At 63.5% G+C, this 22654-nt stretch carries 20 protein-coding genes; all 20 read left to right on the top strand.

Annotation, left to right across the window (positions count from 1 at the left end):
* Positions 1–11: 11 nt before the first annotated feature.
* The 20 genes from HAP47_RS27065 to acuR all read left to right on the top strand — a co-directional run bounded on the left by HAP47_RS27065 (position 12) and on the right by acuR (position 22354).
* Complete coding sequence (locus HAP47_RS27065; protein WP_173641988.1) at positions 12–974, top strand: PDR/VanB family oxidoreductase; 963 nt, start codon at positions 12–14, stop codon at positions 972–974.
* A gap of 29 nt (positions 975–1003) precedes the next feature.
* Complete coding sequence (locus tag HAP47_RS27060; RefSeq protein ID WP_173641989.1) at positions 1004–2227, top strand: ABC transporter substrate-binding protein; 1224 nt, start codon at positions 1004–1006, stop codon at positions 2225–2227.
* 53 nt (positions 2228–2280) lie between these two features.
* Positions 2281–3564, top strand: coding sequence for a CaiB/BaiF CoA transferase family protein (locus HAP47_RS27055; RefSeq protein WP_173641990.1), 1284 nt, complete (start codon positions 2281–2283; stop codon positions 3562–3564).
* A complete protein-coding gene (locus HAP47_RS27050; protein ID WP_173641991.1) occupies positions 3561–4757 on the top strand; it encodes a thiolase C-terminal domain-containing protein in 1197 nt (398 codons plus the stop codon). Before HAP47_RS27055 ends, HAP47_RS27050 begins: the two co-directional genes overlap by 4 nt.
* The gene (locus HAP47_RS27045; RefSeq protein ID WP_173641992.1) at positions 4754–5203 is read left to right on the top strand and encodes a Zn-ribbon domain-containing OB-fold protein; all 450 of its coding nucleotides are present in this window, start codon (positions 4754–4756) and stop codon (positions 5201–5203) included. The genes HAP47_RS27050 and HAP47_RS27045 overlap by 4 nt, the downstream gene beginning before the upstream one ends.
* Before the next feature lie 273 nt (positions 5204–5476).
* Positions 5477–6631 carry a transporter substrate-binding domain-containing protein gene (locus tag HAP47_RS27040; RefSeq protein WP_210285348.1) on the top strand — a complete coding sequence of 385 codons (1155 nt, stop codon included), beginning with the start codon at positions 5477–5479 and terminating at the stop codon, positions 6629–6631.
* On the top strand, positions 6628–7269 hold the full coding sequence (locus HAP47_RS27035) for an ANTAR domain-containing response regulator (RefSeq protein ID WP_173641994.1): 642 nt from the start codon (positions 6628–6630) through the stop codon (positions 7267–7269). Before HAP47_RS27040 ends, HAP47_RS27035 begins: the two co-directional genes overlap by 4 nt.
* Before the next feature lie 127 nt (positions 7270–7396).
* Complete coding sequence (locus tag HAP47_RS27030; RefSeq protein WP_173641995.1) at positions 7397–8647, top strand: transporter substrate-binding domain-containing protein; 1251 nt, start codon at positions 7397–7399, stop codon at positions 8645–8647.
* A 124-nt stretch (positions 8648–8771) separates the two neighbouring features.
* Positions 8772–9641, top strand: a complete 870-nt coding sequence (gene urtB, locus HAP47_RS27025) for an urea ABC transporter permease subunit UrtB (protein WP_173641996.1) — start codon at positions 8772–8774, stop codon at positions 9639–9641.
* A gap of 16 nt (positions 9642–9657) precedes the next feature.
* Complete coding sequence (gene urtC / locus HAP47_RS27020) at positions 9658–10797, top strand: urea ABC transporter permease subunit UrtC (RefSeq protein WP_173641997.1); 1140 nt, start codon at positions 9658–9660, stop codon at positions 10795–10797.
* The gene (gene urtD / locus HAP47_RS27015; RefSeq protein WP_173641998.1) at positions 10794–11546 is read left to right on the top strand and encodes an urea ABC transporter ATP-binding protein UrtD; all 753 of its coding nucleotides are present in this window, start codon (positions 10794–10796) and stop codon (positions 11544–11546) included. The genes urtC and urtD overlap by 4 nt, the downstream gene beginning before the upstream one ends.
* Positions 11539–12231 (top strand): urea ABC transporter ATP-binding subunit UrtE, encoded by a 693-nt coding sequence (urtE, locus tag HAP47_RS27010; RefSeq protein WP_173641999.1) that lies wholly within the window; start codon positions 11539–11541, stop codon positions 12229–12231. Before urtD ends, urtE begins: the two co-directional genes overlap by 8 nt.
* A gap of 32 nt (positions 12232–12263) precedes the next feature.
* Positions 12264–13301: an aliphatic amidase gene (locus HAP47_RS27005; RefSeq protein ID WP_092125395.1), complete on the top strand. Its 1038-nt coding sequence runs from the start codon at positions 12264–12266 to the stop codon at positions 13299–13301.
* Positions 13302–13382: 81 nt separating this feature from the next.
* Positions 13383–14717 (top strand): purine-cytosine permease family protein, encoded by a 1335-nt coding sequence (locus HAP47_RS27000; protein WP_173642000.1) that lies wholly within the window; start codon positions 13383–13385, stop codon positions 14715–14717.
* A 34-nt stretch (positions 14718–14751) separates the two neighbouring features.
* A complete protein-coding gene (locus HAP47_RS26995) occupies positions 14752–15771 on the top strand; it encodes an alpha/beta fold hydrolase (protein WP_173642001.1) in 1020 nt (339 codons plus the stop codon).
* Between the two features lie 52 nt (positions 15772–15823).
* Positions 15824–16636, top strand: a complete 813-nt coding sequence (locus tag HAP47_RS26990; protein WP_305879358.1) for a CbbQ/NirQ/NorQ/GpvN family protein — start codon at positions 15824–15826, stop codon at positions 16634–16636.
* A gap of 14 nt (positions 16637–16650) precedes the next feature.
* Positions 16651–18939: a nitric oxide reductase activation protein NorD gene (locus tag HAP47_RS26985; protein ID WP_173642003.1), complete on the top strand. Its 2289-nt coding sequence runs from the start codon at positions 16651–16653 to the stop codon at positions 18937–18939.
* Positions 18940–19362: 423 nt separating this feature from the next.
* Positions 19363–19881, top strand: a complete 519-nt coding sequence (locus tag HAP47_RS26980; protein WP_173642004.1) for a hypothetical protein — start codon at positions 19363–19365, stop codon at positions 19879–19881.
* 123 nt (positions 19882–20004) lie between these two features.
* Positions 20005–21594 carry an alpha/beta hydrolase domain-containing protein gene (locus tag HAP47_RS26975; RefSeq protein WP_173642005.1) on the top strand — a complete coding sequence of 530 codons (1590 nt, stop codon included), beginning with the start codon at positions 20005–20007 and terminating at the stop codon, positions 21592–21594.
* A gap of 127 nt (positions 21595–21721) precedes the next feature.
* The gene (gene acuR, locus HAP47_RS26970; protein WP_173642006.1) at positions 21722–22354 is read left to right on the top strand and encodes an acrylate utilization transcriptional regulator AcuR; all 633 of its coding nucleotides are present in this window, start codon (positions 21722–21724) and stop codon (positions 22352–22354) included.
* The last annotated feature ends 300 nt before the right edge of the window (positions 22355–22654 follow it).

The following is a 22654-nucleotide window of genomic DNA, read 5'->3' as shown; positions in this document are numbered from 1 at the left end:
CGCATCCCGCCATGGCTGACGTGACGCAGGACGTGCTGGTCAAGCGCATCGGCTACGAGACCGAGCGGATCAATTCCTATGAGCTGATCGCGCGTAGAGGCGGAGAGCTGACGCCGTTCACGGCCGGCAGCCATATCGACCTGCATCTGCCCAACGGCATGATCCGCAGCTACTCGCTGGTCAACGACCAGCGCGAGCGGCACCGGTATGTGATCGCGGTCAACAAGGATGCTGAGAGCCGGGGCGGCTCCAGCTTCGTCCACGACGCCGTGAAGGTCGGGGACATCATGACGATCTCCCGGCCGCGCAACAATTTCGCGCTTCACGAAGAGGCGGAGCATTCGGTCCTGATCGCCGGCGGCATCGGCATCACGCCATTGCTGTCGATGATCCGGCGTCTGGAGGCGCTCGGACGTCGCTGGGAGCTGTTCTACGCCGCGAGAACGCGGGCCGCCGCCGCATTCCTCGACGAGCTCGACGCATTCCGATCCGATCTTCGCTCAAGGATGCATGTCGATTTCGACGATGAGCGGTCGGGGCGTCTGTTCGATCTGCCGGCGATTGTCGGAAACGCGCCGGCGCGGGCGCATCTCTATTGCTGCGGTCCGGTGCCCATGCTCGCGGCATTCGAGGCGGCGACGGCCGATCGGCCGTCCGATCACGTGCATGTTGAGTATTTCAAGGCGCGGGAAGCGCCGGCCACCGAGGGCGGCTTCGAGGTCAGGCTCGCGCGGAGCAGCCGCACGATTGCGGTCGAGCCTGGCAAGACGATCCTAGATGCGCTGCTGGATGCCGGGATCGCCGCGAACTACGCCTGCACCGAGGGAGTCTGCGGCACCTGCGAGACGCGCGTGCTCGAAGGCATACCGGATCATCGCGATCAGTTCCTGAGCGAGGAAGAGCAGGCGACGAACCGCAGCGTGATGATCTGCTGCTCGGGCGCCAAATCCGGCATGCTCGTGCTCGATCTCTGAAAACAACTACACAAGATGGGTGGAAACAAGTGAACTATCTCTCTCGCATTCTCGCGCTGTCGCTGCTGGCCGTTTGCGCTACCTCGCCGGCGTCGGCGGACGCCGCGCGCTCCCTGAAGATCGGCGTGCTCAACGACGCGTCCGGCCCATATTCGGACAATGCCGGCGAGGGGTCGGTGACGGCGGCCAAGATGGCGGCCGAGGACTTCATGCGGCTGCATCCCGACTTCAAGGTCGAGATCGTCTCGGCCGACCACCAGAACAAGGCGGATGTCGGCGCCGCAATCGCGCGCCGCTGGATCGACCAGGAGAAGGTCGATGCGGTCGCCGACGTGCCGAACTCGGCCGTCGGGCTCGCTGTCAACGAGGTCTTGCGCGGCACCAGGGCGGCGCTGATTGCATCGAGCGCTGCGTCCTCGGACCTGACCGGAAAATACTGCTCGCCCAACACCATCCAGTGGACCTTCGACACCTGGGCGGCCTCGCACACCATCGGTGCCTATCTCGTGCGTCACGGCGGCAAGAAATGGTACTTCATCGCGACCGACAATGCGCTCGGCAAGTCGATGGTGCGCGACGGGACGGCCGTGATCGGCGCCGGCGGCGGCACCGTTCTCGGGTCGGTCAATGTGCCGATCAACAATGCGGACTATGCGTCGTTCATCCTGCAGGCCGAGAGCTCCGGCGCCGACGTGATCGCGTTCGCGACCGCCGGCGGCGACACGGTCAGCCTGATCAAGCAATCCGCCGAGTTCGGGCTGAAGCAGAGCGGACGCACCTTCGCGGCGCTGTTGACCACCATCAACGATGTCGAGTCCAGCGGCCTTGCGGTCGGCGAGGGGCTGATCATCACCCAGCCGTTCTATTGGGACCTGAACGATGCCAGCCGTGCCTGGTCGGCCAGCTTCAGCGCGCGTCAGCACGGGCAATCGCCGACCGCCTTCCACGCCGGCGTCTACTCCTCCGTGTTGGCCTATCTGAACGCAGCACTGGCGGCGGGAACCAATGACGCGCCGGCCGTGATCCAGAAGCTGAAGGAAAAGCCGATCGATGACGCCTTGTTCGGGCCGGTCGTGGTGCGCGCGGACGGCCGTGCCATTCACAACATGTACATCTTCAAAGTGAAGAACCCGAATGCGTCGAAGAGCAAGTGGGACCTGCTGGAGCAGGTCGGCGTGCTCACAGGGCCGGAGGCGTTTCGGCCGCTCGACCAGGGCGGATGCTCGCTCGTCGAGCCGCCGAAGAGCAATTGACGACGACCGCCGCGCCCCTCGGACCAACCCTTCTCAAACTGACGGACCTCCCGATGCTGGATCAGCTTGAAGCCGACTTCCCCGAGCACACGCCGCGCCCCGTCGATGCGCCAAGGGCGCTCGAGGGGGTCCGGGTGATCGATTTCTCGCATTTCATCGCGGGACCGTTTGCGACCATGATCCTCGCCGACATGGGCGCCGAGGTGATCAAGATCGAAGCGCCGGGCCGCGGTGACGATTTGCGCCGCTATCCCCCGGTGCATCCCGATCTCGGGCACGGCGCGCCGTTTCTCTGGACCAACCGCAACAAGCGTAGCGTCGCCCTCGATCTCAAGTCCCCCGAGGGCCTGAAGGTCGCGCGCGAGCTGATCGCGAAGGCCGACGTCGTGGTCGAGAATTTTTCGGCTGATGTGATGACTCGGCTGGGGCTCGACTACGAGAGCTGCCGCAAGATCAAGCCCGAGATCGTCTATTGCTCGGTGTCGGCGTATGGCCGAGAGGGGGCATTTTCGGACCGGCTTGGCTTCGATCCGATCGCGCAGGTCGAGAGCGGCTTCGTCTCGATGAACGGCTATGCCGACCGCGAGGGCGTGCGGGCATTGTCGCCGGTGATGGATATCAGCACCGCGATGATGGCAAGCAATGCAATCCTCGGCGCACTGTTCGCGCGGGAACGCAGCGGGCAGGGCCAGGCTATCGAGGTGTCGTTGTTCGAGAATGCCGTCCTGATGACCGGCTACGCGACCATGCAGTCGTTGTTCAGCGGCGCCGATCCGAAGCGAAGCGGCAATACCAGTCCGGATACGTGTCCGTCGGGTGTGTTCCTGGCCAGCGATTGTGCCTTCTATATCAACTGCGGCAACGACAAGATCTTCCAGCGTTTGATGGCGCAGGTTCTCGATCGCGAAGATCTCGCGGCGGCCGAGATCTATGCAACCGGCCCCGATCGGATCCGCCGGCGCGAGGAGTTGTTTGCGATTCTTGGCGACGCCTTTGCCCGGCAGCCCTGGTCGCACTGGCAGTCGCGGATGCGGGCGGCCGGGGTGCCCTGCGGTCAGGTGCGCACCGTCGGCGAGGCGATCCGTTCCCCGGAGGCAAGGGAGCGCGGGATCGTCACTCGGATCCCGCACGAGACGCTGGGTTGGGTGCCGAACGTGAACCTGCCGATCCGCTATTCGCGGACGCCGATCGTTGATCCCGTTGCGGCACCAGCCGTTGGGCAGCACACCGAGAATGTCCTGCGTGAGTTGCTCGACTACGACGAGGCGGAGATTGCGCGCCTCGCCGCAGGCGGGGCTTTCGGCAGCCGGCCCGCGCGACAGGATGACAAGTCGTGACGGCGCGCGCGCGAGACGAGCGGACGCTGCGGGCCCGTGTGGCTGTCATCGGGATCGGTGAAACGGATTATTATCGCCACGGCGCTTCTCCCGATCCGGAATTCAAGCTCGCGCTGAAAGCCATTCTGGCGGCTTGCGAGGACGCCGGGCTTGATCCGCGCGAGATCGACGGCTTCTCATCCTACAGCGACGATCGCAGCGAGGCCTCGCGGCTGGCCGCGGCGCTGGGGACGCATCGATTGCGCTCCGCGACCATGCAATGGGGGGGCGGCGGCGGCGGTTGCTGTGCTGCGGTTGCCAATGCGGCGGCCTCGATCGTCGCGGGCCTCGCCGATTGTGTCGTGGTGTTCCGCTCGTTGGCGCAGGGCCAATATGGCCGGTTTGGACAGGCGGGCGGGATCCACACGGTTTCGGGCGAGCGGTCCTATCTGATGCCTTATGGCGTGCTGGCGCCGCCGCAGCGTTTTGCCATGCGGGTGCAGCGCTACATGCACGAGCATGGCGTTCGGCAGGAGGCGTTGCGCGCGATTGCGCTCGCCTCCTATCACCATGCCCAGGCCAACCCGCGTGCCGTGATGCACGGCAAGCCGCTGGATATCGAGAAATACGATGCCTCGCGCTGGATCGTGGAGCCCTTCCATCTCTACGATTGCTGCATGGAAAATGACGGCGCGGCGGTATTGTTGCTGGTATCGGCAGAGCGCGCCGCAGAATTCCGCCACAAGCCGGCCTATCTGCTTGGCGCGGCCTCCGGGTCCGGACATCGCGCGGCGGCGACGGCGCACAATGCGCCGCTCTACGCCACGGCGAGCTTCGACACCGTCGCGCCCGACCTTTACCGGATGGCCGGAGTAGGGCCGTCCGATGTCGGCGTGGTCCAGGCGTATGAGAATTTCACCGGCGGTGTCGTGATGGCGCTGGCGGAGCACGGCTTCTTCAAGCCGGAGGAGGCCAACGACTTCCTGACCTTCGAGAACCTGATCGCGCCGTCCGGGCGGCTGCCGCTCAACACCAGCGGCGGTAACCTCGCCGAATGCTACATGCACGGTTTTGAGCTCGTGCTGGAAGCGGTTCGCCAGGTGCGCGGCACCTCGGCGAACCAGGCTCGACGCGGCGACGTCGCAATGGTCATCGGAGGTCCGATGGTCTCTCCCGCGAGCAACCTCATCTTGGGTTCGGAGGCCACCTTATGAGCAACCCGAGCGCGCGCTATCTCCCGGCAGGTCTGCCGATCCCGGTCGCAGAACCTGACGGCCTGTCTGCGCCTTATTGGGAAGGATTGCGTCAGGGCAAGCTGCTGGTGCAACGCTGCGGCCGCTGCGCCACGTGGCAGTTCGGACCCGAATGGCTCTGCCACCGCTGTCACGCTTTCGACCCGGCATGGACCGAGGTCGCGCCGCGCGGCCGCATCTTCAGCTGGGAACGCGCCTGGCATCCGTCGCATGCGGCGCTGAAAGGGCATGGACCTTACATCGCGGTGCTGGTCGAACTGCCGCAGGCCGGCGGCATTCGCATGGTCGGCAATCTGCTCGGCGATCCCGAACAGGCGGTTGCAATCGGAACCGATGTCGAAGGGATCTTCGAGCATCACCCGGAGTCGGATCCACCCTACTCCTTGCTGCAATGGCGCCGAGCGTAGGTTTCCCCGGAGTTACTATCGATCCCTGCGCTCGATACGGGCAATCGATCGCGCGTCTACCGGAGATAGATGGCCCGTGGATCGCTGCACCTGTGCTCCGTCGCGGGTGACATCCGGTTTGCCTGGTTTCGCGTCAGCTCGCCGACAGGATGAGCTTCGAGGGTCCTTGTCTCGCGGCAGATGACATGCAATCTTCCGCCCCCGGCAATGCTGTTCGAGAGCAACAAGAACAATAATCCCTCTCGTCCCTCCAATTCTGTCGAGGGCCTGATCATGTCGAACCCTACCCAAGCGACCTCCGCTCCATGGCGGATAGGAGTGCTGTTCTCGCGAACCGGCTTCATGTCGGTGATCGAGGAGACCCAGTATCAGGGCACGCAGCTTGCGATCGAGGAGGTGAACGAGGGAGGCGGGGTCTGCGGCCGCGAACTGGTTCCCGTCGCCTACGACCCCGGCTCGGACTCGGCCGCCTATGGCCACTACGCCAAACGGTTGATGGTGGAGGATCAGGTCAGCACTATATTCGGCTGCTACACCTCGTCGAGCCGCAAGGCGGTGCTGCCGGTGGTCGAACGGCTGAACGGCCTGCTGTGGTACCCGACGCTCTATGAGGGTTTCGAGGCGTCGCCGAACGTCATCTACACCGGCGCCTCGCCGAATCAGAACAGCCTCGCGCTGTGCCGCTATCTGATGGATACGTTCGGAACACGATTCTATTTCGTGGGGTCGGACTACATCTATCCGCGCGAGTCGAACCGGGTGATGCGGGAACTGCTGAAGAGCAATGGCGGCTCGGTCGTGGGCGAGCGCTACGTCAATGTCTACGCGCGCTGGCAGGACTTTGTCCCGATCATCCAGGACATCAAGCGGGTCCGGCCCGACGTGATCTTCTCGACCGTCGTGGGGGAAGGCACGGTCTTCCTGTATCAGGCCTACGCGAATGTCGGGCTCGATCCAAAGCAAGTGCCGATCGCCAGCCTGACCACGACGGAAGCCGAAATCGCTGCCATGGGCTTCGACGTCGGCGAAGGACACGTCACCGCGGCATCCTACTTCCAGGGCGTCGAGGGCAGCGCCAACAACGCGTTTGTGCAGCGCTTCAAGAAGCGGTTCGGCGCCGACATCTCGACCAACATGTGCGCCGAGTCATCCTATTTCCAGCTGCATCTGTTTGCGAAAGCGCTCGAGCAGGTCAATTCGCTCGACACCGAAGTGCTGCGCTCGATGGTGTTCGGCACCAGCTTTGATGCACCGCAAGGTGCCGTCACCGTCAACCCGATGTCGGGTCATACCGATCTGTGGACACGCATCGGACGCGCCAACCGCCAGGGGCAGTTCGACGTGGTCAGCCAGTCGAAGGAGCCGGTGCATGCGGATCCGTTCCTGATCGGGTATGGTCGTGCAACGCAAACAGGAAGCGTCCAATGAGCGAGCAGTCGCGTAAGCCGCAGCTGAGCCGAGACGTCGGCGGACGCAAGACCATGGTTCAGGAACTTGCCGATCTGTCGGCTGTCGTGGTCGCGCCGGTCGACGATCAGGTCGGCATGTTGCTGCGCGAATTGCAGCGATTCAGGATGCGGGTGCGCCAGGTCTGGCCGATGCCGGAGAGCGTGCCGGCCGATGCCGACGTGGTGTACTGCGAATATTCGCCGGATCTGGCACGGCGCTTGCCGTGGATTCCAGGCGATGCGCGTTCCGCGCTGGTCGTGATCCTGCCGGCGACGGAAACGGTTCATGCCGATGCGTTGTGTCATGCGACGCCAAACGCCGTTCTGCCGCGGCCGTTCACGCAGAATGCAGTGTTGTCCAGCCTCGTGCTGGCGCGCAGCCAGTTCAGCTACGAACGGCGGCTTCGCAGCAAGATCGAGAAGCTCGACGACAATCTGCGCTCGATGCGCACGGTGGAACGCGCCAAGGCCATCCTGATGGCGACGCGGCAGATGCCGGAAACCGAAGCCTATGGCTTCATCAGACGACAGGCGATGGATCGTCGCGTGTCGGCAAGCGCAGTCGCCGCGGCGATTGTTGACTCGTTCGAACTGCTTGGCTACGATCATCAACAGTAAGCCCCAATAGCGGGGCCGGCGGCGACAGCGCCGCCTTCGACACAACCGGCAACAAAGCCCTCCCAATGCTCGCGTAAGCGCGCATCGGGAGGGCTTTTTGTTTTTTCAGTCCTGAAGGGAGCTAGGGATGAGCATTTCACGGCGGACTTTGCTGAGGAATACCGCGGCGCTTGGCGCATTTGCCGGAGCCGGACTGCCGCATATCTGGATCAAGAACGCCGACCTCGCGTACGCCGCGGGCGGCGAGATCAAGGTCGGCGTGCTGTTCTCGCTGACGGGAACGACCGCGATCATCGAGGAATCGCTCAACAAGGCGACGCTGCTTGCGATCGAGGAGATCAATGCCGCCGGCGGCATCAAGGGTAGCAAGATCGTGCCGATCGTCGAGGATCCCGCGTCGGATCCGGCGACGTTCTCGGAGAAGGCCCGCAAGCTCGTCGTCGGCGACAAATGCGTCAGCGTGTTCGGCTCCTATACGTCGGCGAGCCGCAAGGCGGTACTCCCGGTCTTCGAGCGGCAGAACAACCTCTATTGGTATCCGACGCTCTATGAAGGCCGCGAGTGCTCGAAGAACGTGATCTACACCGGCGCGGTGCCGAACCAGCAGCAGGACGAGTTCGTGCCCTGGCTGGTCAAGAAGTTCGGCAAGAAGTTCTATCTGATCGGCTCCAACTACATCTATCCGAAGGAAGAGAACAACTACTGCAAGAAGCTACTCGAGAAGCTCGGCGGCGAGGTCGTGGCGGAAGAATATGTGCCACTCGGCCATTCCGAATTCTCTTCCGTCATCAACAAGATCCGCTCGACGCAGCCGAACGTGATCTTCTCCACCGTGGTCGGCGATTCCGTGGTCGCACTGCATCGTCAGTACAAGGCTGCCGGCCTCGATCCCGAGAAGATGCCGATGGCGAGCCTGACGACCTCCGAGAACGAGGTCGCGGCGATGGGCGGAGAAGCCGCCGCCGGTCACTTCACCTCGGCGCCGTACTTCATGGTGCACAAGTCGCCCGAGAACGAGAAATTCGTCGAGGCCTACAAGAAGCGCTGGGGCGCCGACAAAGTGACGCATTTCGTCTCTGAGGCCTGCTACTTCCAGACCTATCTGTTCAAGCAGGCGGTCGAGAAGCTTGCGACCAGCGACCTCACGCCGCCGAACATCCGCGACGCGGTCAAGGGCCAGGAAGTGATCGCGCCGCAGGGCAAGGTCCGGATCGAGCCGGAGAACCTGCACACCTGGCTGTGGCCCAAGATCGCGCAGGCGAAGTCGAACGGCCAGTTCGAGATTCTCGTCGAGGCCAAGGATTGGCTGAAGCCGGTGCCTTACGCGGCCTATCCCGGGCAGTCCTGCACCGAGAAGGGCCTGGTCGAGAAGAGCTGACGGGGGCTGACGAAGGCCGTCGGCGTGCGGCGCCGGCGGCCGGCTTCCCGCAACGAAGCCGCCTCTCGCACACATGCGAGGGGCGCGCAGGGCGCCCAAACGAACATCGAAAGCGGATTCCGACGTGGACCAACTCATCGAACAAATTGTCACAGGCCTCAGCATCGGGTCGATTCTGCTGCTGGTCGCGCTGGGACTGTCGATCATCTACGGCTCGATGGGCATCATCAATCTCGCCCATGGCGAGTTCGTGATGCTCGGCGCATACGCGGCCTGGGTGTTCCACACCTATCTCGGTCTCAGTCTGCTCGCGAGCCTCGTTCCGATCTTCCTGGTGGTTGCCGCGTTCGGCTGGGTCATCGAGCGTTACGTGCTGAGCCTGCTCAACAACCGGCCGCTCGACACGATCCTCGCCACCTGGGGCGTCGGCATCATGCTGCAGCAGGCGGTGCGGCTGATGGTCGGCAGCGAACTCCGCTATGTGCAACTGCCGCCGGCGCTGGCCGACAGCATGGACGTGTTCGGCATCCCGATCTCGTCGTATCGCGTGTTCCTGTTCGTCGTGTCGATCGCGCTGTTCGGGGCGACCTGGTTGCTCATGAACCGCACCACGGTCGGAATGAAGCTGCGGGCCATCATCCAGGATCGCTCGGTCGCCGCCTCGTTCGGCATCAACGCCAAGCGGGTCTACGCGCTGACCTTTGCTTACGGCGCGGGGCTTGCCGGGCTCGCCGGCGCGCTGGTGTCGCCGCTCAAGAGCGTGTCGCCCGATATGGGCACCGGCTACGTGGTCGACGCCTTCATGGTGGTCGTGCTCGGCGGCGTGCAGAGCCTCGCCGGCACCGTGGCGAGTGCCTTCATCCTCGGCGAGCTCTCCGGCGGCATCGCCTTCCTGCAGAACGACACGGTGGCCAAGACGATCGTGCTGCTCGCCATCGTCGTCCTCATCCGTTTCCGCCCCGAGGGGCTTTTCACCGCACGCGTGCGGGCCTGAGACAGATCGCTCATCTATGCCGTCGAATATTTCCAACTCCAGCGGATTGCAGCGCCTGATCGCGCAACTTGCCCCGTTGCTCATCGTTTCCGCGCTGGTGTTCGCGCTCCCGGTGCTGCTCAACAATGACTTCCTGCTCAACAAGGTCGCGCGATATCTCGTGCTGGGGATCCTTACGATATCGCTCGGGCTGTCCTGGGGCTTCGGCGGCATCCTGAATCTCGGCCAGGCGATGAGCTTCGGGCTCGGCTCCTACGCCATGGCGATGGCGCTGAAGCTCAAGACCGTGCCGGTGCATACGGGGGCGAGCGGACTGCCGGACTTCATGGTCTGGAACAATGTCCAGTATCTGCCCTGGTTCTGGGAGCCGTTCCGGTCGCTCAGCTTCGCCATCGCCGCAGGCCTGCTCGTGCCGGCGCTGGTTGCGGCGGGACTCGGCTGGTTCATGTTCCGGGGGCGGGTCACCGGCGTCTACGTCTCGATCATCACGCTCGCCACCATGGTGGTGATCAATCTCGTGATCATCGACCAGCAGAGCTACACCGGCGGCTTCAACGGCATCACCGATCTCGCCCAGCTCGAGCTGTTCGGCGTCGCGTTCGATGCCTATGGCCGTGCGACCTACTATCTCGTTGCCGGGTGCGTGCTGCTCAGCCTGCTGGTTGCCTTTGCCTTTACCAAGTCCAGGGCCGGCTTGATCGTGCAGGCGATCCGCGACCACGAGAGCAGGGTGCGCTACTTCGGCTACGACGTCGCGCTCTACCAGATCTTCGTGTTCGCGCTGTCGGCTGCGATCGCGGGCCTCGCCGGCATGCTCTACACGGTCGTGATGGAGTTTGCCTCGCCGACCTTCCTCGGCGTGCAGCTCTCGCTCTCGGTGGTGGTGTGGTGCGCCGTCGGCGGCAGGCAAAGCCTGGTCGGCGCGTTCCTCGGCGCGGTGCTGGTAGCGGGCATGCAGGGCGCGCTGTCGGAATCCGCGGCATTCCTGGAAACCTGGACGCTGGTGATGGGCGCGCTGTTCGTGCTCGTGGTGCTGTTCCTGCCGAAGGGGCTCGCCGGCCTCGCGCAGGCCACCTGGCGCTGGGTTGCCCAGCGCAGACAGGCCGCCAGCGGCGCAGTTGCACGGGGTGTCAGCCAGACGGAGGGCAGCACATGAGCTCCCATCTCGATCTCCGCGACGTCTCGGTCAGCTTCAACGGTTTCAAGGCGCTCAATTCGCTCAACATGAGCGTCGGCAAGGGCGAGCTGCGCTGCCTGATCGGGCCGAATGGCGCCGGCAAGACCACGGCGCTGGACATCATCTGCGGCAAGGTCAAGCCGAGCGCCGGCACCGTCAGCTTTGACGGCACCGCGCTGCAGGATCTCGAGGAATACGAGATCGCCCGCGCCGGCGTCGGCCGCAAGTTTCAGGTGCCGAGCGTGTTCCGCGAGCTCTCGGTCAGCGACAATCTCGAAGTGGCGCGGGCGCGCCGCACCTCCGTTTTCGGCAATCTGCGCTGGAACATCGGCAATGCCCGGCGCGACGACATCGAACGTCTTGCCGAACTGGTCGGGCTCACCGAACAGCTCGACCGGCCGGCCGCCTATCTGTCGCACGGCCAGACCCAATGGCTGGAGATCGGCATGCTGGTCGCCCAGGACGCCGAGCTGATCCTGATGGACGAGCCCACCGCGGGCATGACGGCGCAGGAAACCCGCAAGACCGCCGAACTGTTCGCGCGACTGAAGGGCAAGCACACGCTGATCGTGGTCGAGCACGACATGGGCTTCGTCAAGGCGATCGGCGACATCATCTCGGTGATGCATATGGGCCAGATGCTGGCCGAGGGCACCGCGGCGGAAGTGGAGGCGCATCCCGAAGTTCGGCGCGCCTATCTCGGATCGGGGGGCATCAGCCATGCTTGAGCTGACCGACGTCGACGCCTTCTATGGCAACAGCCGCGCCCTGCAGGGCATCAACCTGATGGTGGGCAACGGCGAATTCCTATCGGTGCTCGGCCGCAACGGCGTCGGCAAGACCACGCTGATGCGCAGCATCCTCGGCCTGATGGACCGGTGCACCGGACGCCTGTCGCTCGATGGCGCCGACATCTCGCCATTGCGCACCCATCAGCGCGCCAAGGCCGGCATTGCCTATGTGCCGCAGGGCCGTGGGATCCTGCCGCGCTTCACCGTGCGGGAGAATTTGACGCTCGGAACCTTCGCGGCGAAATCGGCCAACGGCATCGAGGAATGGGTGCTCGAGCTGTTTCCGGTGCTCAAGGATTTTCTCAGTCGCTACGGCGGCAATCTCTCCGGCGGTCAGCAGCAGCAGCTGGCAATCGCACGCGCGCTGCTTGCCCAGCCCAAGGTCATCCTGCTGGACGAGCCGACCGAGGGCATCCAGCCGAACATCGTCGAGCAGATCGAGGACGTGATCGTCAAACTCAATCGCGAGCGCGGAATCACGGTGGTGCTGGTCGAACAGAATGTCGCGTTCGCGCGGCGCGCGTCCCACCGCTTCGCGTTGCTCGAAAAGGGACGCGTCGTCGCCAAGGGCGCGATCGGTGAGCTCACCGATGATCTCATCCAGCTGCACATGGCCGTGTAGCGGGAATTATCGTTCAGAAAGGGAGTCGAGACATGTTGCATGGAGATATATCGAGCAGCAAGGACACGGTCGGCGTCGCCGTGGTCAATTACAAGATGCCGCGTCTGCACACCAAGGCCGAGGTGCTGGATAACGCGCGCAACATCGCCAAGATGGTCGAGGGCATGAAGCTCGGTCTGCCGGGCATGGACCTCGTGATCTTCCCGGAATACTCGACCCACGGCATCATGTACGACTCCAAGGAGATGTACGAGACGGCTTCGTCAGTGCCGGGCGAGGAAACCCGCATCTTCGCCGATGCCTGCCGCAAGGCGAAGGTCTGGGGCGTTTTCTCGCTGACCGGCGAACGCCATGAAGAGCATCCCAACAAGGCGCCGTACAACACGCTGATCCTGATGAACGACAAGGGTGAGATCGTCCAGAAGTATCGCAAGATCATGCCGTGGGTGCCGATCGAAGGCTGGTATCCCGGCGACTGCACCTACGTCTCGGAAGGGCCGAAGGGCCTGAAGATCAGCCTGATCATCTGCGACGACGGCAACTATCCGGAGATCTGGCGGGACTGCGCGATGCGCGGCGCCGAGCTGATCGTGCGCTGCCAAGGCTACATGTATCCGGCCAAAGAGCAGCAGATCCAGATCTCGAAATCGATGGCCTGGGCCAACAACTGCTACGTTGCGGTCGCCAACGCCTCCGGCTTCGACGGCGTCTATTCCTACTTCGGCCATTCCGCGCTCATCGGCTTCGACGGCCGGACGCTCGGCGAGTGCGGCACCGAGGAGAACGGCATCCAGTACGCCCAGCTCTCGGTGTCGCTGATCCGCGACGCCCGCCGCAACATGCAGTCGCAGAACCATCTCTTCAAGCTGATGCACCGCGGCTATACCGGCCTGATCAATTCCGGAGAGGGCGATCGCGGCCACGCGGTCTGCCCGTACACCTTCTACAAGAACTGGATCACGGACCCCGAAGGTACGCGCGAGATGGTTGAAGCCATGACGCGTCCGACCGTCGGGACCGACGAGTGTCCGATCGAGGGCATTCCGAACCAGAAAGTCGCACATCGTTGATCGAAAAAGCCGAGCCGCGCCGGCGCGATCATTCGCGCCGGCGCGGTTCTGAAACTGTTGCAACGGGAAACGGGGGTTACCATGAGCAGCGAAGCAAATAGCGGACTGGTGCATCAGTCCGAGGGGCAGATCGACGACCTTCTCGGCCATGAATTCGAGCATGAGCCGGTGCCGATCAGCGCCCGGCGCAGCGCCTTCTCGGTCACCATGGTGTGGCTGGGCTTTCCGATGATCATCACCGGCGCAATGACGGGATCGGTGCTGGTGCTGGGGATGGGCTTCAAGAATGCACTGGTGGCGATGATCATCGGCAATGTGGTCATGTTCGCCTATGTGGGCGCGCTCGGCCTGATCGGCACCAGGCGCGGCATGAACTTCGCGCTGATCGCGAGCATCGTGTTCGGAAAGAAGGGCTATGTGCTGGCGTCGGGCCTGCTTTCGACCCTGCTGCTCGGCTGGTATGCGGTGCAGACCGGCATCACCGGCGCATTGATCTCCTCGACCTACGGCCTCAACTATGTGGCGATGACCATCGTCGCAGGCGTGCTCTATATCGGGATCACCTTCGTCGGCGTGAAGGGGTTGCACTATATCGGCCTGGCGTCGGTGCCGTTGTTTGTCGTCCTTGGACTTTGGGTCGCGGCCGATGCTGCCTCGACCACGACGGCAGCGGCGATCTTAAGTTATGCCGGCAATAATGGCGTAGCCAGCATGTCAATGGGCGTCGGCCTCACGGTGGTGCTTGCGCTGTTCATCGACGCCGGCACGGTGACCGCGGACTTCAGCCGCTGGGCGCCGAGTCCGCGGGCATCCCTGTTTTCCACGTTCAGCGCGTTTCCGTTCGCAAATCTGGTGGCCATGCTAGTCGGCGGCGTGATGACGGCTGCGCTTGCGGTGCCGAACGCCAACCCGTTCGGTGTCGACAACATGTTCGGCTACATGAACGGCAAGCAGCTCACCTGGCTCAGCATCCTCGCCTTCATCTTCCTCTACGCCAATCTCGGCTCGGTCTGCTCGCACTGCCTTTACAATGCGGCCACCGGCTGGTCGCGTATCCTCGGGACCAACATGCGGCTGATGGCTGTGATACTCGGCGCCATCGGCATCGTGGTTGCCGCCGGGAATGTCTGGGCGTTCTTCATCCAGTGGCTGTCGCTGCTCGGCATCCTCGTGCCGCCGATCGGTGCGATCATCCTGGTCGATCAGTACCTGTTGCGAACCGAGGCGCGCGCGGATCTGGACTGGCGCGCGAAGCCTTTCATCGCCTGGGGCATCGGGTCGCTGTGCGCATTTGCGGTTGAAAATCTGATGCCGGGGCTGTCCACTGCGATATCAGCCGCGCTGGTCGCCGGCATCGTGTACGGGGCGATCGCGCGGGTGGAATCTTCCACCGAAAAGGTGGCACGTCCCGCGTAAGCGACAAGCTCGATCAAGCAAGAAGGGTACATCAATGAGCGTCGACTATCAGATCCATGATCTCGGCAATCTGGCCTTGCAGCGCGGCGCGACCCTCCGCGACTGCAAGCTCGCCTACAAGACGTTTGGCCAGCTCAACGCGGCCAAGGACAACGTGATCGTCTATCCGACCTGGTACTCCGGCCAGCACTACGACAATGAATGGCTGATCGGGCCGGGCATGGCGCTCGATCCGGCGAAGTACTTCATCATCATTCCCAATATGCTGGGCAACGGCCTGTCGTCATCGCCGAGCAACACGCCGGAGCCGTATAACGGGCCGCGTTTTCCGCGGGTGACGGCCTATGACAATGTCCGCGCCCAGCACCGGCTGGTGACCGAGAAATTCGGCATCAAGCACATCCGTCTCGTCGTCGGCTGGTCGATGGGCGCGTTGCAAACATTCCATTGGGGGGCGCTCTATCCGGATATGATGGATCTGCTAGCACCGTTCTGCGGCTCGGCCAAATGCTCGCGCCATAACTACGTGTTCCTCGAAGGCGTGAAGGCCGCGCTCACCGCGGATGCGGCGTGGAAGGAGGGCTGGTACACCGACAAGCCGGCCCGCGGCCTGCGCGCCGCCGCGCGGGTCTATGCCGGCTGGGGCTTCTCGCAGGCCTTCTATCGCGAGCAGCTCGACATCAAGACGATGGGCTATTCGTCGCTGGAGGATTTCCTGGTGGCATTCTGGGAGGGCTTCTTCCTGCCGAAGGATCCCAACAACCTGCTCACCATGCTGTGGACCTGGCAGAATGGCGACATCAGCGCCAACGAGATCTACAACGGCGACTTCAAGGCTGCGCTGAAGGCGATCAAGGCCAAGGCCTACGTCATGCCGGGGCAGACCGATCTCTACTTCCCGCCTGAAGACAGCGAGAACGAGGTCGCGAACATGCCGAACGCCAGGTTCGTGCCGGTGCCGTCGATCTGGGGACACTTCGCGGGCGGGCCGGGGACCAATCCGGTCGATGTCGCCTTCATCGATACCAAGCTCAAGGAATTGCTCGCATCGTGAGTTCAATCGGCTACGAACGGCTGCTGCCTGCGCAATCATGGGAGGCGTGAGCTTGTCCAATCCCGCTTTGCTGCTCGACCAGTACCGCGTCCGCCAGGAGCCGTATTACCGGCCGCTCAAGGATGAGGTCGAACTGTTCGGCGCAGCCTATGCGAACCGCATGCCGGTGATGCTGAAGGGCCCCACCGGCTGCGGCAAGACCCGCTTCATCGAATATATGGCCTGGCGGCTCGGCCGACCGCTCATCACGGTCGCCTGTCACGAGGACATGACGGCGGCGGATCTGGTGGGACGCTGGCTGCTCGATGCGGAGGGTACGGTGTGGAGCGACGGGCCGCTCACGACGGCCGTGCGTCTTGGCGCGATCTGCTACCTCGACGAGATCGTCGAGGCGCGCCAGGACACGACGGTCGTGATCCATCCCCTGACCGACGATCGGCGTGTGCTGCCGCTGGAAAAACGTGGCGAGCTGATCCACGCCCATTCCGATTTCCAGCTCGTGATCTCCTACAATCCGGGCTACCAGAGCGCCATCAAGGACCTCAAGGAGTCCACCAAGCAGCGTTTCGCGGCGCTGGATTTCGGTTACCCCGACCGGTCGGCGGAAACCGAGGTGGTGTCGCGCGAGGCCGGCATCGAGCCCAATCTCGCCGATCTCCTGGTGAAGATCGCCCAGCACAGCCGCAATCTGAAGGGCCAGGGGCTCGACGAAGGCGCCTCGACCCGGATGCTGGTCAATGCCGGCCGCTTGATCGGATGCGGCATCAGCCTCGAAAAGGCCTGCGAGACCATGATCGTCGTTCCCTTGACCGATGATGCGGACACCAGGAACACGTTGCGTGACGTGATTTCGGCCTCTGCGTGAATGGAAGCCCGGAGGTGGCGGTCGCGCAAATCAGTTCGCTCGATGGCTTCCGGTCCGGGCGCCGGCTCGCGGCGCTCTTGCGCGGCCACGATGAGATCGCCGTGGCGGTGCAGGCGGCACGCGCCGCCTTGCACCGGATCGGGGCGTTCGATCGTCTGGCGGCCTGGGACGAGGCGGTGCACGACCTGTTCGAGGCCAATCTCGGCCAGGCCGTGGTTCTGGGCTTTCTAAAGCTATCGGAGCAATGGCCAGCACTGCGATCGACCGATGATCTGATCGCGATCGGACGCGCCGCAGGGGATATCGGCCGCGGTGCCGGAAGCCGCACTGCCCATGGGTTGTTGACCGAATTGTCCAAAGTACTGCCGCGGCTTGCGGGTGCTGGAGAACTCACTGCGGTTCTTGCAGCGCTTAGCCAACTCGCAAATGCAGGCCCGGAATCGGTGGGCCTTGCGATCGGCCGGCTGGAGCCGCTGCTCGCGCACGCCGGGGCCGACGATTTTTCCGCCTGGGTTTCGGCCGGCTTGCGCGCAAGCGGCGGCCGCGCGTCGCGCCGGCGCGCCTATTTCGCGCTCGACGATCCGCTCTCGGTGCGGCTGTTCGCGGTCGGCCGGACCGGCGATGATTTTGCGCGACTGGAAAGGCGCCTCGCCGCAACCACGCTCGCCCTCTGGAACAGGAAGCCGCGTTTCCGCAAGCTTGCCGTGGCGCCGACGCCGGTGCCGCGGCGTACCTCGCTCGCCGCCGGCCTCATCGGCCTTCCGGAGACCTTTCCCGGCTTCGCGGACGAGGCGGCGGACACCATCTATCTCGCCGCCGTCGCGCATGCCGGAGCGCATCTGGTGCACTCCACCGTCCGCTTTCCCGTGGGGCGACTGAAGGCGCTGCAGATCGCGCTGGTTTCGCTGATCGAGGATGCCAGGGTTGAAGCGCTGGCGCTTCGCGAGATGCCCGGGCTGCGCCGGCTTTGGTTGCCGTTTCACAGCGCGACGCCAACCGGCCAGGCAACTGCCGCCGGACTGATGGTGCGGTTGACGCGGGCGCTGATCGATCCGGACTATCAGGATCCCGACGCGTGGGTGACCAAGGGGCGGACGCTGTTTGCCGAAGCCGCCGACCGCTGGATTGATCCTGCCATCAGCCGCGAGATCGGCGGGCTGCTCGGCAACGACATCGGGCAGATGCGGCTGCAGTTCAACGCCAAGAGCTACGTCGTCGAGCCGGCCTATCGCGATGACAATCTGGCGCTGTGGGATTTTGGCGATCAGCCGGACAGCCCGGCCGAGACGATCGAACTTGCAGTCGATCCGGTGCGGATCGAGCGCCGCGACGACGCGGATGGAAAGTCGGCCGACAACGACGCAAGGCCCGACGAAACGCTGCGCGCGAAGGCCGCAGCGGTGACCCTGCTGGACGGATTTCCGGTCGCAACCTACCCGGAATGGGACTATGCGACGCGCACCGAGCGCGCGGACTGGACCACGATCCTGGAGGCTGACGCAGTGGTTTCCGCACAGCCGTTCGACCCTTCCACGGATGCGGAGGCGTTGCGCTGGATCACCGAGTTGACCCGCGACGCCTCGATCGGCCGCCGTATCAGACATAAAGGTCAGCGCGACGGCGACGCGCTCGACATCGATGCGGCGATCGCGCTGACGATCGAGCGCCGTGCCGGCAGTATCAGCGAGCCCAGGGTCTATCAACGCGATGCGCCGGGACCGCGCGATCTTGCGGTCCTGCTGCTGCTCGACCTGTCGCAATCGACCGCGGACCGTGATCGTCGCGGCCGGACGGTTCTCGACGTCGAGCGCAAGGCCGCCGCGATCATGGCGACGGCGGTCGAGGCCGCCAATGACGCGATCGCGGTGCACGGCTTCAGCTCCGACGGCCGCGAGCGCGTGCGCTATCTCCGCATCAAGAGCTTCGAGGAGCCGATGGACGCCGTGGTGCGTTCGCGTGTCGCGGGCCTTGGCAGCAGCCATTCCACCCGGCTCGGTGCCGCGTTGCGCCACGCCGGGGGCTACCTCGCGGGACGACGCGCATTCCGCAAAGTGTTGCTGGTTCTGACCGATGGCGAGCCGTCCGACGTCGATGTGCCGGATCCGCAATATCTGGTGGAGGACGCGCGCCGTGCCGCTCAGCAGTTGCGGCGGCGCGGCATCGACATTTTTGCTTTCGGCATCGGTGAGGACCGGTTTCCTCAGCTCGATCGCATTTTTGGCGAGCGCCATGCGCTCCGGGTGCCCCGCATCGAGGTATTGCCGCAACGGGTGATGCAGCTTTATGCGGAACTGAAGAAATAGGGCTGCCATCGCGGGTGGGCTCGGATCCATGAGCCTACGCATCGCCGTTCAGATGATCGACACCTCCATTGTCCTTGGATGGTGCTTTGCGTTGAACTGCAACGGTACGCCCACCAATCGATTATGTCCCTTCCTGGCCGGTAGCTGACCTCCGCGTCGGGCACCGCAATGACCCGCCTAGCGGGCAGAAGCCTCGTCCGACAAAGCACTGTCAAATAAGATTGATGGGCCAAATCGCTTGCAGCCAAGTCGATTGCTAGACGATCGGTCTAATTTATGTCACCTCGGAAAAGCGCGGTGAAATCAGCTTTGGTTGGGGCTTGGTCGCTACCGAGCGCTGACCCGGTGGATGAGGGAATCTTCAACAAACAACGTCCGCCCATACTTTCACGGTTGGGTGGATTCCAGCATGAGAGGTCACGCATGTTTCGCAATATCGCGCTTGGAATGACGATCACTCTCGCGATGGCTCTAACGGCGCCGGTGGCCATTGCGCAGCAAAAGCACCACGTCAGCTATGATACGCCGGCAACCAAGACGGTATACACCCAACAACACGTCATCGACGTTGGCGACATTCCGGGACATCAAGCCCGGCTGTTCGAAATTCGGCGGACCTATGGTGACGATGCTCCCCTCATCAACGGATCGAGGTTGAAGGAGCAGTGGACGCGCGGCATGTCGGACTACATCGACAACAACGGTCCGGCTCTCATCTACAACGTTTGGATACTGGAGAACGGGGAGAAGTTTTTTGTCAGGACATCTCTGGTCGCTCAAAGCAATGGAGATGGGAAGCTTACGAACATGACATCGGGCGTCATTACCGGTGGCACGGGTAGCCTCGCCAGAATGCGTGGCATCATCAGCAGTCATGGCCCGTCCGAGCCGAAGGCCGGCATCAATGCCAATCAGACGGACATCGACTATTGGATGGAGTGAGAAGGCCTTCGCGATAGGCGATGGACCGGTGAAAAGTTGCCGGTCCATCATGTCCGTTCTGATACGGCGTGTCGTCATCGAAAAATGCTCGAAACCAGCCGCTATTTCCCATGGAGAATTCGCATGCCGCATCGTCGAAACGAGCGAATTGTGATGTTCTTGTTTTGCTTGTTCAGCCTGATCTCGACGGCGCGGTCGGTGAGCGCAGAAGTTACCCGGATCGAGTTCACGTCGAAGCAGCCTTACGGCACATTTCGCGCCGGCGACTATGTGATCTGGCAGGGCAAGATCCGCGGCGACCTATCGCCGCAAGAGGCCATCCCTGGGATCGACCAGGCGTCGCGCAATGAACGCGGTCGCGTCGACTACGCGGCGAAGATCATTCTCATAATGCCGGCGGCTCCACGCGCGGAAAGCGGCGCGCTGCTGGTGGACGTACCCAACCGCGGGCAAGTCTGGGCCGAGGCGATCTACAACTCGCCACGCGACGTGCGGTTTCTCCCGGGCACGCTGGAGCAGGGCACCGGCTTTCTTCAGGACCATGGTTTCGCGGTTGCGGAGGTTTTTTGGGAGCTTGGACAGGGCGCGGACCTGCCTTCGTTCGCTGACGCCGACGGCAAGACACGCTTCGTCGAGGGAGTGGGCTTTGCGATCGTCCGCGATGCCGCGGATTTCCTCGCGCATGCAGCTTCTGGCAAGGATGGAACGCCCAACCCGCTCAAGGGAGCGATCAACCGCGTGCTCGCGAGCGGCAGATCCCAGGATGGACGATTCCTGAAGACCTTTCTCCTGGACGGATTCAACATGATGGGCAACCGGCGCGTCTTCGACGGAATGCATGTGTTCGTCTCGGCCGCCGGCCTTCTTCCGATCCTGCAGACGGGCCTTGGACCCATGTCGAGCGCCGAGGGGGCTCCCACATTCGACAACCCGGATTTCCCCGGCGTGAATGACGGACCGCTCACGATCGGGGAGATCACGGCCAAAGTCGAGGCGCGCGGCGAGGTGCCTCCGAGGATGATACTCGTGAACTCCACCACGGACTACTATTCGCTGCGCGCTTCGCTTGGCCGCACGGGCGCGTCCGGAACCGCGGATCAGCCACTGCCCGCCAATGTGCGGATGTACGATATCGCGGGAGGCCCGCATGTACCCGCCCCCAAGACGCCGGCCTGCACACTGACGCCAGGCCGCCTCGATTGGTCGCCGCTGTCGCGGGCCCTCCTGCTGGACCTTGATGCCTGGGTAAGCCGCGGCACCGAGCCGCCCGCCAGCGAACTGATGTCGCTTGAAGCCGCGAGCGGCGAGCCACCTGCGCTGCGCGCCCCGACCAGGCATTCCGCCGCAGTGATACAAGTGCCGAAGCGCGATCAGGACGGCAATGCACTCGGCGGCGTGCGGCTGCCGGATGTCGCGGTGCCGACCGGCACCAATGGCGCCCAGAACCAGCCGCAGACATTCACCTGCATGCTGATCGGGTCCTTCTCGCCATTCGCAGCGACGAAAGCGGAACGGGAGCGTACCGGTGACGCCCGCCCGTCGATCGAAGAGCGCTATCACGGCCGCGACGATTACGTGAACCGGATCCGGATCGCCGCCCTGGATCTGATGGCGCGTGGGTTTCTGCTGCCGGACGACGCAGCAGTGATCGTTCAGGAAGCCGCGTCGACCAACCTGTTCGCGCCCGCGCCAACGAATTCCGAGCCACGTTGAGTGAGCCAAGCCGGAGCCCAGGCCAGCCACTGAACTAGTTGACGGAGTGAGAGGGTCTCCGCCACTTGCGGAATGCTGCATCACGGCCAGTTTGCTACGCCTAGACGATCGGTCTATTACGATCTGCATGAGCAAGACGCTGCTTCGCCGCCGTCGCGGGCGACCCCCCAAGGAACTTGCCGGCACCAGCGCGACCCGTGACGCGCTGGTCCGTGCAGGTGTCGTCATGCTGACGGAGAAGGGCTATTCCGCGACGGGGATCGAGGAAGTCTTGCAGAGCGTCGACGTGCCAAAGGGGTCGTTCTACCACTACTTTCCGAGCAAAGAGGCATTTGGAGCGGAGCTGATCGACAGCTACGCTGGCTACTTTTCGCGGAAGCTCGACGGCTTCTTCCTGAACGAGCAGCATCCCCCGCTCGAAAGGCTCAGAGGCTTTACCGACGATGCTACGTCCGCCATGAAGCGCTTCCGTTATGCGCGAGGCTGTTTGGTGGGCAATCTTGGGCAGGAGATGAGCGTACTTCCACAATCATTTCGCCAGCAGCTGTTCGATGTGTTCATCGACTGGCAGCAACGCACTGCCAAGTGCTTGAGAGCCACCCAGGCTGCTGGTGCAATCTCTTCCAACCAAGATTGCGACTGGCTTGCCGAGTTCTTCTGGATCGGTTGGGAGGGCGCGGTTCTTCGCGCCAAACTCGAACGCCGTTCCGACCCGCTTCATTCCTTCTCGAAGGGCTTTTTCAAGCTCGTCGGTGAATGAGGCGTTTTTCGTGCAGATTGCCGAAGGTACAATCCACCACGCTATCTCCGCGCCATCATCTCAACCGGCTTGATCAGCCGCTCGCGCTCGGCCGCGAGAGCCTGCCGATCTAGAACATCCCGTTGAGCTGATTGCGGGCGAGAGGCGCTTGCGCGATTTCTGAATATTGGAAATATGCCCCTGAGTTGCCCGACGTGTCAAGTGGCCCGGTCGAGCGCCCGCAGCCGCCAGCTCCTTTGCATGGGGTTGTTTTCGATATTTTGGCGGCGCGCACCTGCGGCGGCAGGGCAATCGTGCTCG

It is taken from the genome of Bradyrhizobium sp. 41S5, from assembly GCF_011516665.3.
GTDB lineage: Bacteria > Pseudomonadota > Alphaproteobacteria > Rhizobiales > Xanthobacteraceae > Bradyrhizobium > Bradyrhizobium quebecense.
The sequence above is the reverse complement of the archived record's forward strand: the minus strand, read 5'-3'. Positions and strand labels throughout refer to the sequence as shown.

Bases quoted from the DNA above. Each gene is read 5' to 3' on its own strand.
- HAP47_RS27065 (WP_173641988.1), top strand. From the start codon at position 12: ATGGCTGACGTGACGCAGGACGTGCTGGTCAAGCGCATCGGCTACGAG.
- HAP47_RS27055 (WP_173641990.1), top strand. From the start codon at position 2,281: ATGCTGGATCAGCTTGAAGCCGACTTCCCCGAGCACACGCCGCGCCCC.
- HAP47_RS27045 (WP_173641992.1), top strand. From the start codon at position 4,754: ATGAGCAACCCGAGCGCGCGCTATCTCCCGGCAGGTCTGCCGATCCCG.
- HAP47_RS27040 (WP_210285348.1), top strand. From the start codon at position 5,477: ATGTCGAACCCTACCCAAGCGACCTCCGCTCCATGGCGGATAGGAGTG.
- HAP47_RS27035 (WP_173641994.1), top strand. From the start codon at position 6,628: ATGAGCGAGCAGTCGCGTAAGCCGCAGCTGAGCCGAGACGTCGGCGGA.
- HAP47_RS27030 (WP_173641995.1), top strand. From the start codon at position 7,397: ATGAGCATTTCACGGCGGACTTTGCTGAGGAATACCGCGGCGCTTGGC.
- urtC (WP_173641997.1), top strand. From the start codon at position 9,658: ATGCCGTCGAATATTTCCAACTCCAGCGGATTGCAGCGCCTGATCGCG.
- urtD (WP_173641998.1), top strand. From the start codon at position 10,794: ATGAGCTCCCATCTCGATCTCCGCGACGTCTCGGTCAGCTTCAACGGT.
- urtE (WP_173641999.1), top strand. From the start codon at position 11,539: ATGCTTGAGCTGACCGACGTCGACGCCTTCTATGGCAACAGCCGCGCC.
- HAP47_RS27005 (WP_092125395.1), top strand. From the start codon at position 12,264: ATGTTGCATGGAGATATATCGAGCAGCAAGGACACGGTCGGCGTCGCC.
- HAP47_RS27000 (WP_173642000.1), top strand. From the start codon at position 13,383: ATGAGCAGCGAAGCAAATAGCGGACTGGTGCATCAGTCCGAGGGGCAG.
- HAP47_RS26995 (WP_173642001.1), top strand. From the start codon at position 14,752: ATGAGCGTCGACTATCAGATCCATGATCTCGGCAATCTGGCCTTGCAG.
- HAP47_RS26980 (WP_173642004.1), top strand. From the start codon at position 19,363: ATGTTTCGCAATATCGCGCTTGGAATGACGATCACTCTCGCGATGGCT.
- HAP47_RS26975 (WP_173642005.1), top strand. From the start codon at position 20,005: ATGCCGCATCGTCGAAACGAGCGAATTGTGATGTTCTTGTTTTGCTTG.
- acuR (WP_173642006.1), top strand. From the start codon at position 21,722: ATGAGCAAGACGCTGCTTCGCCGCCGTCGCGGGCGACCCCCCAAGGAA.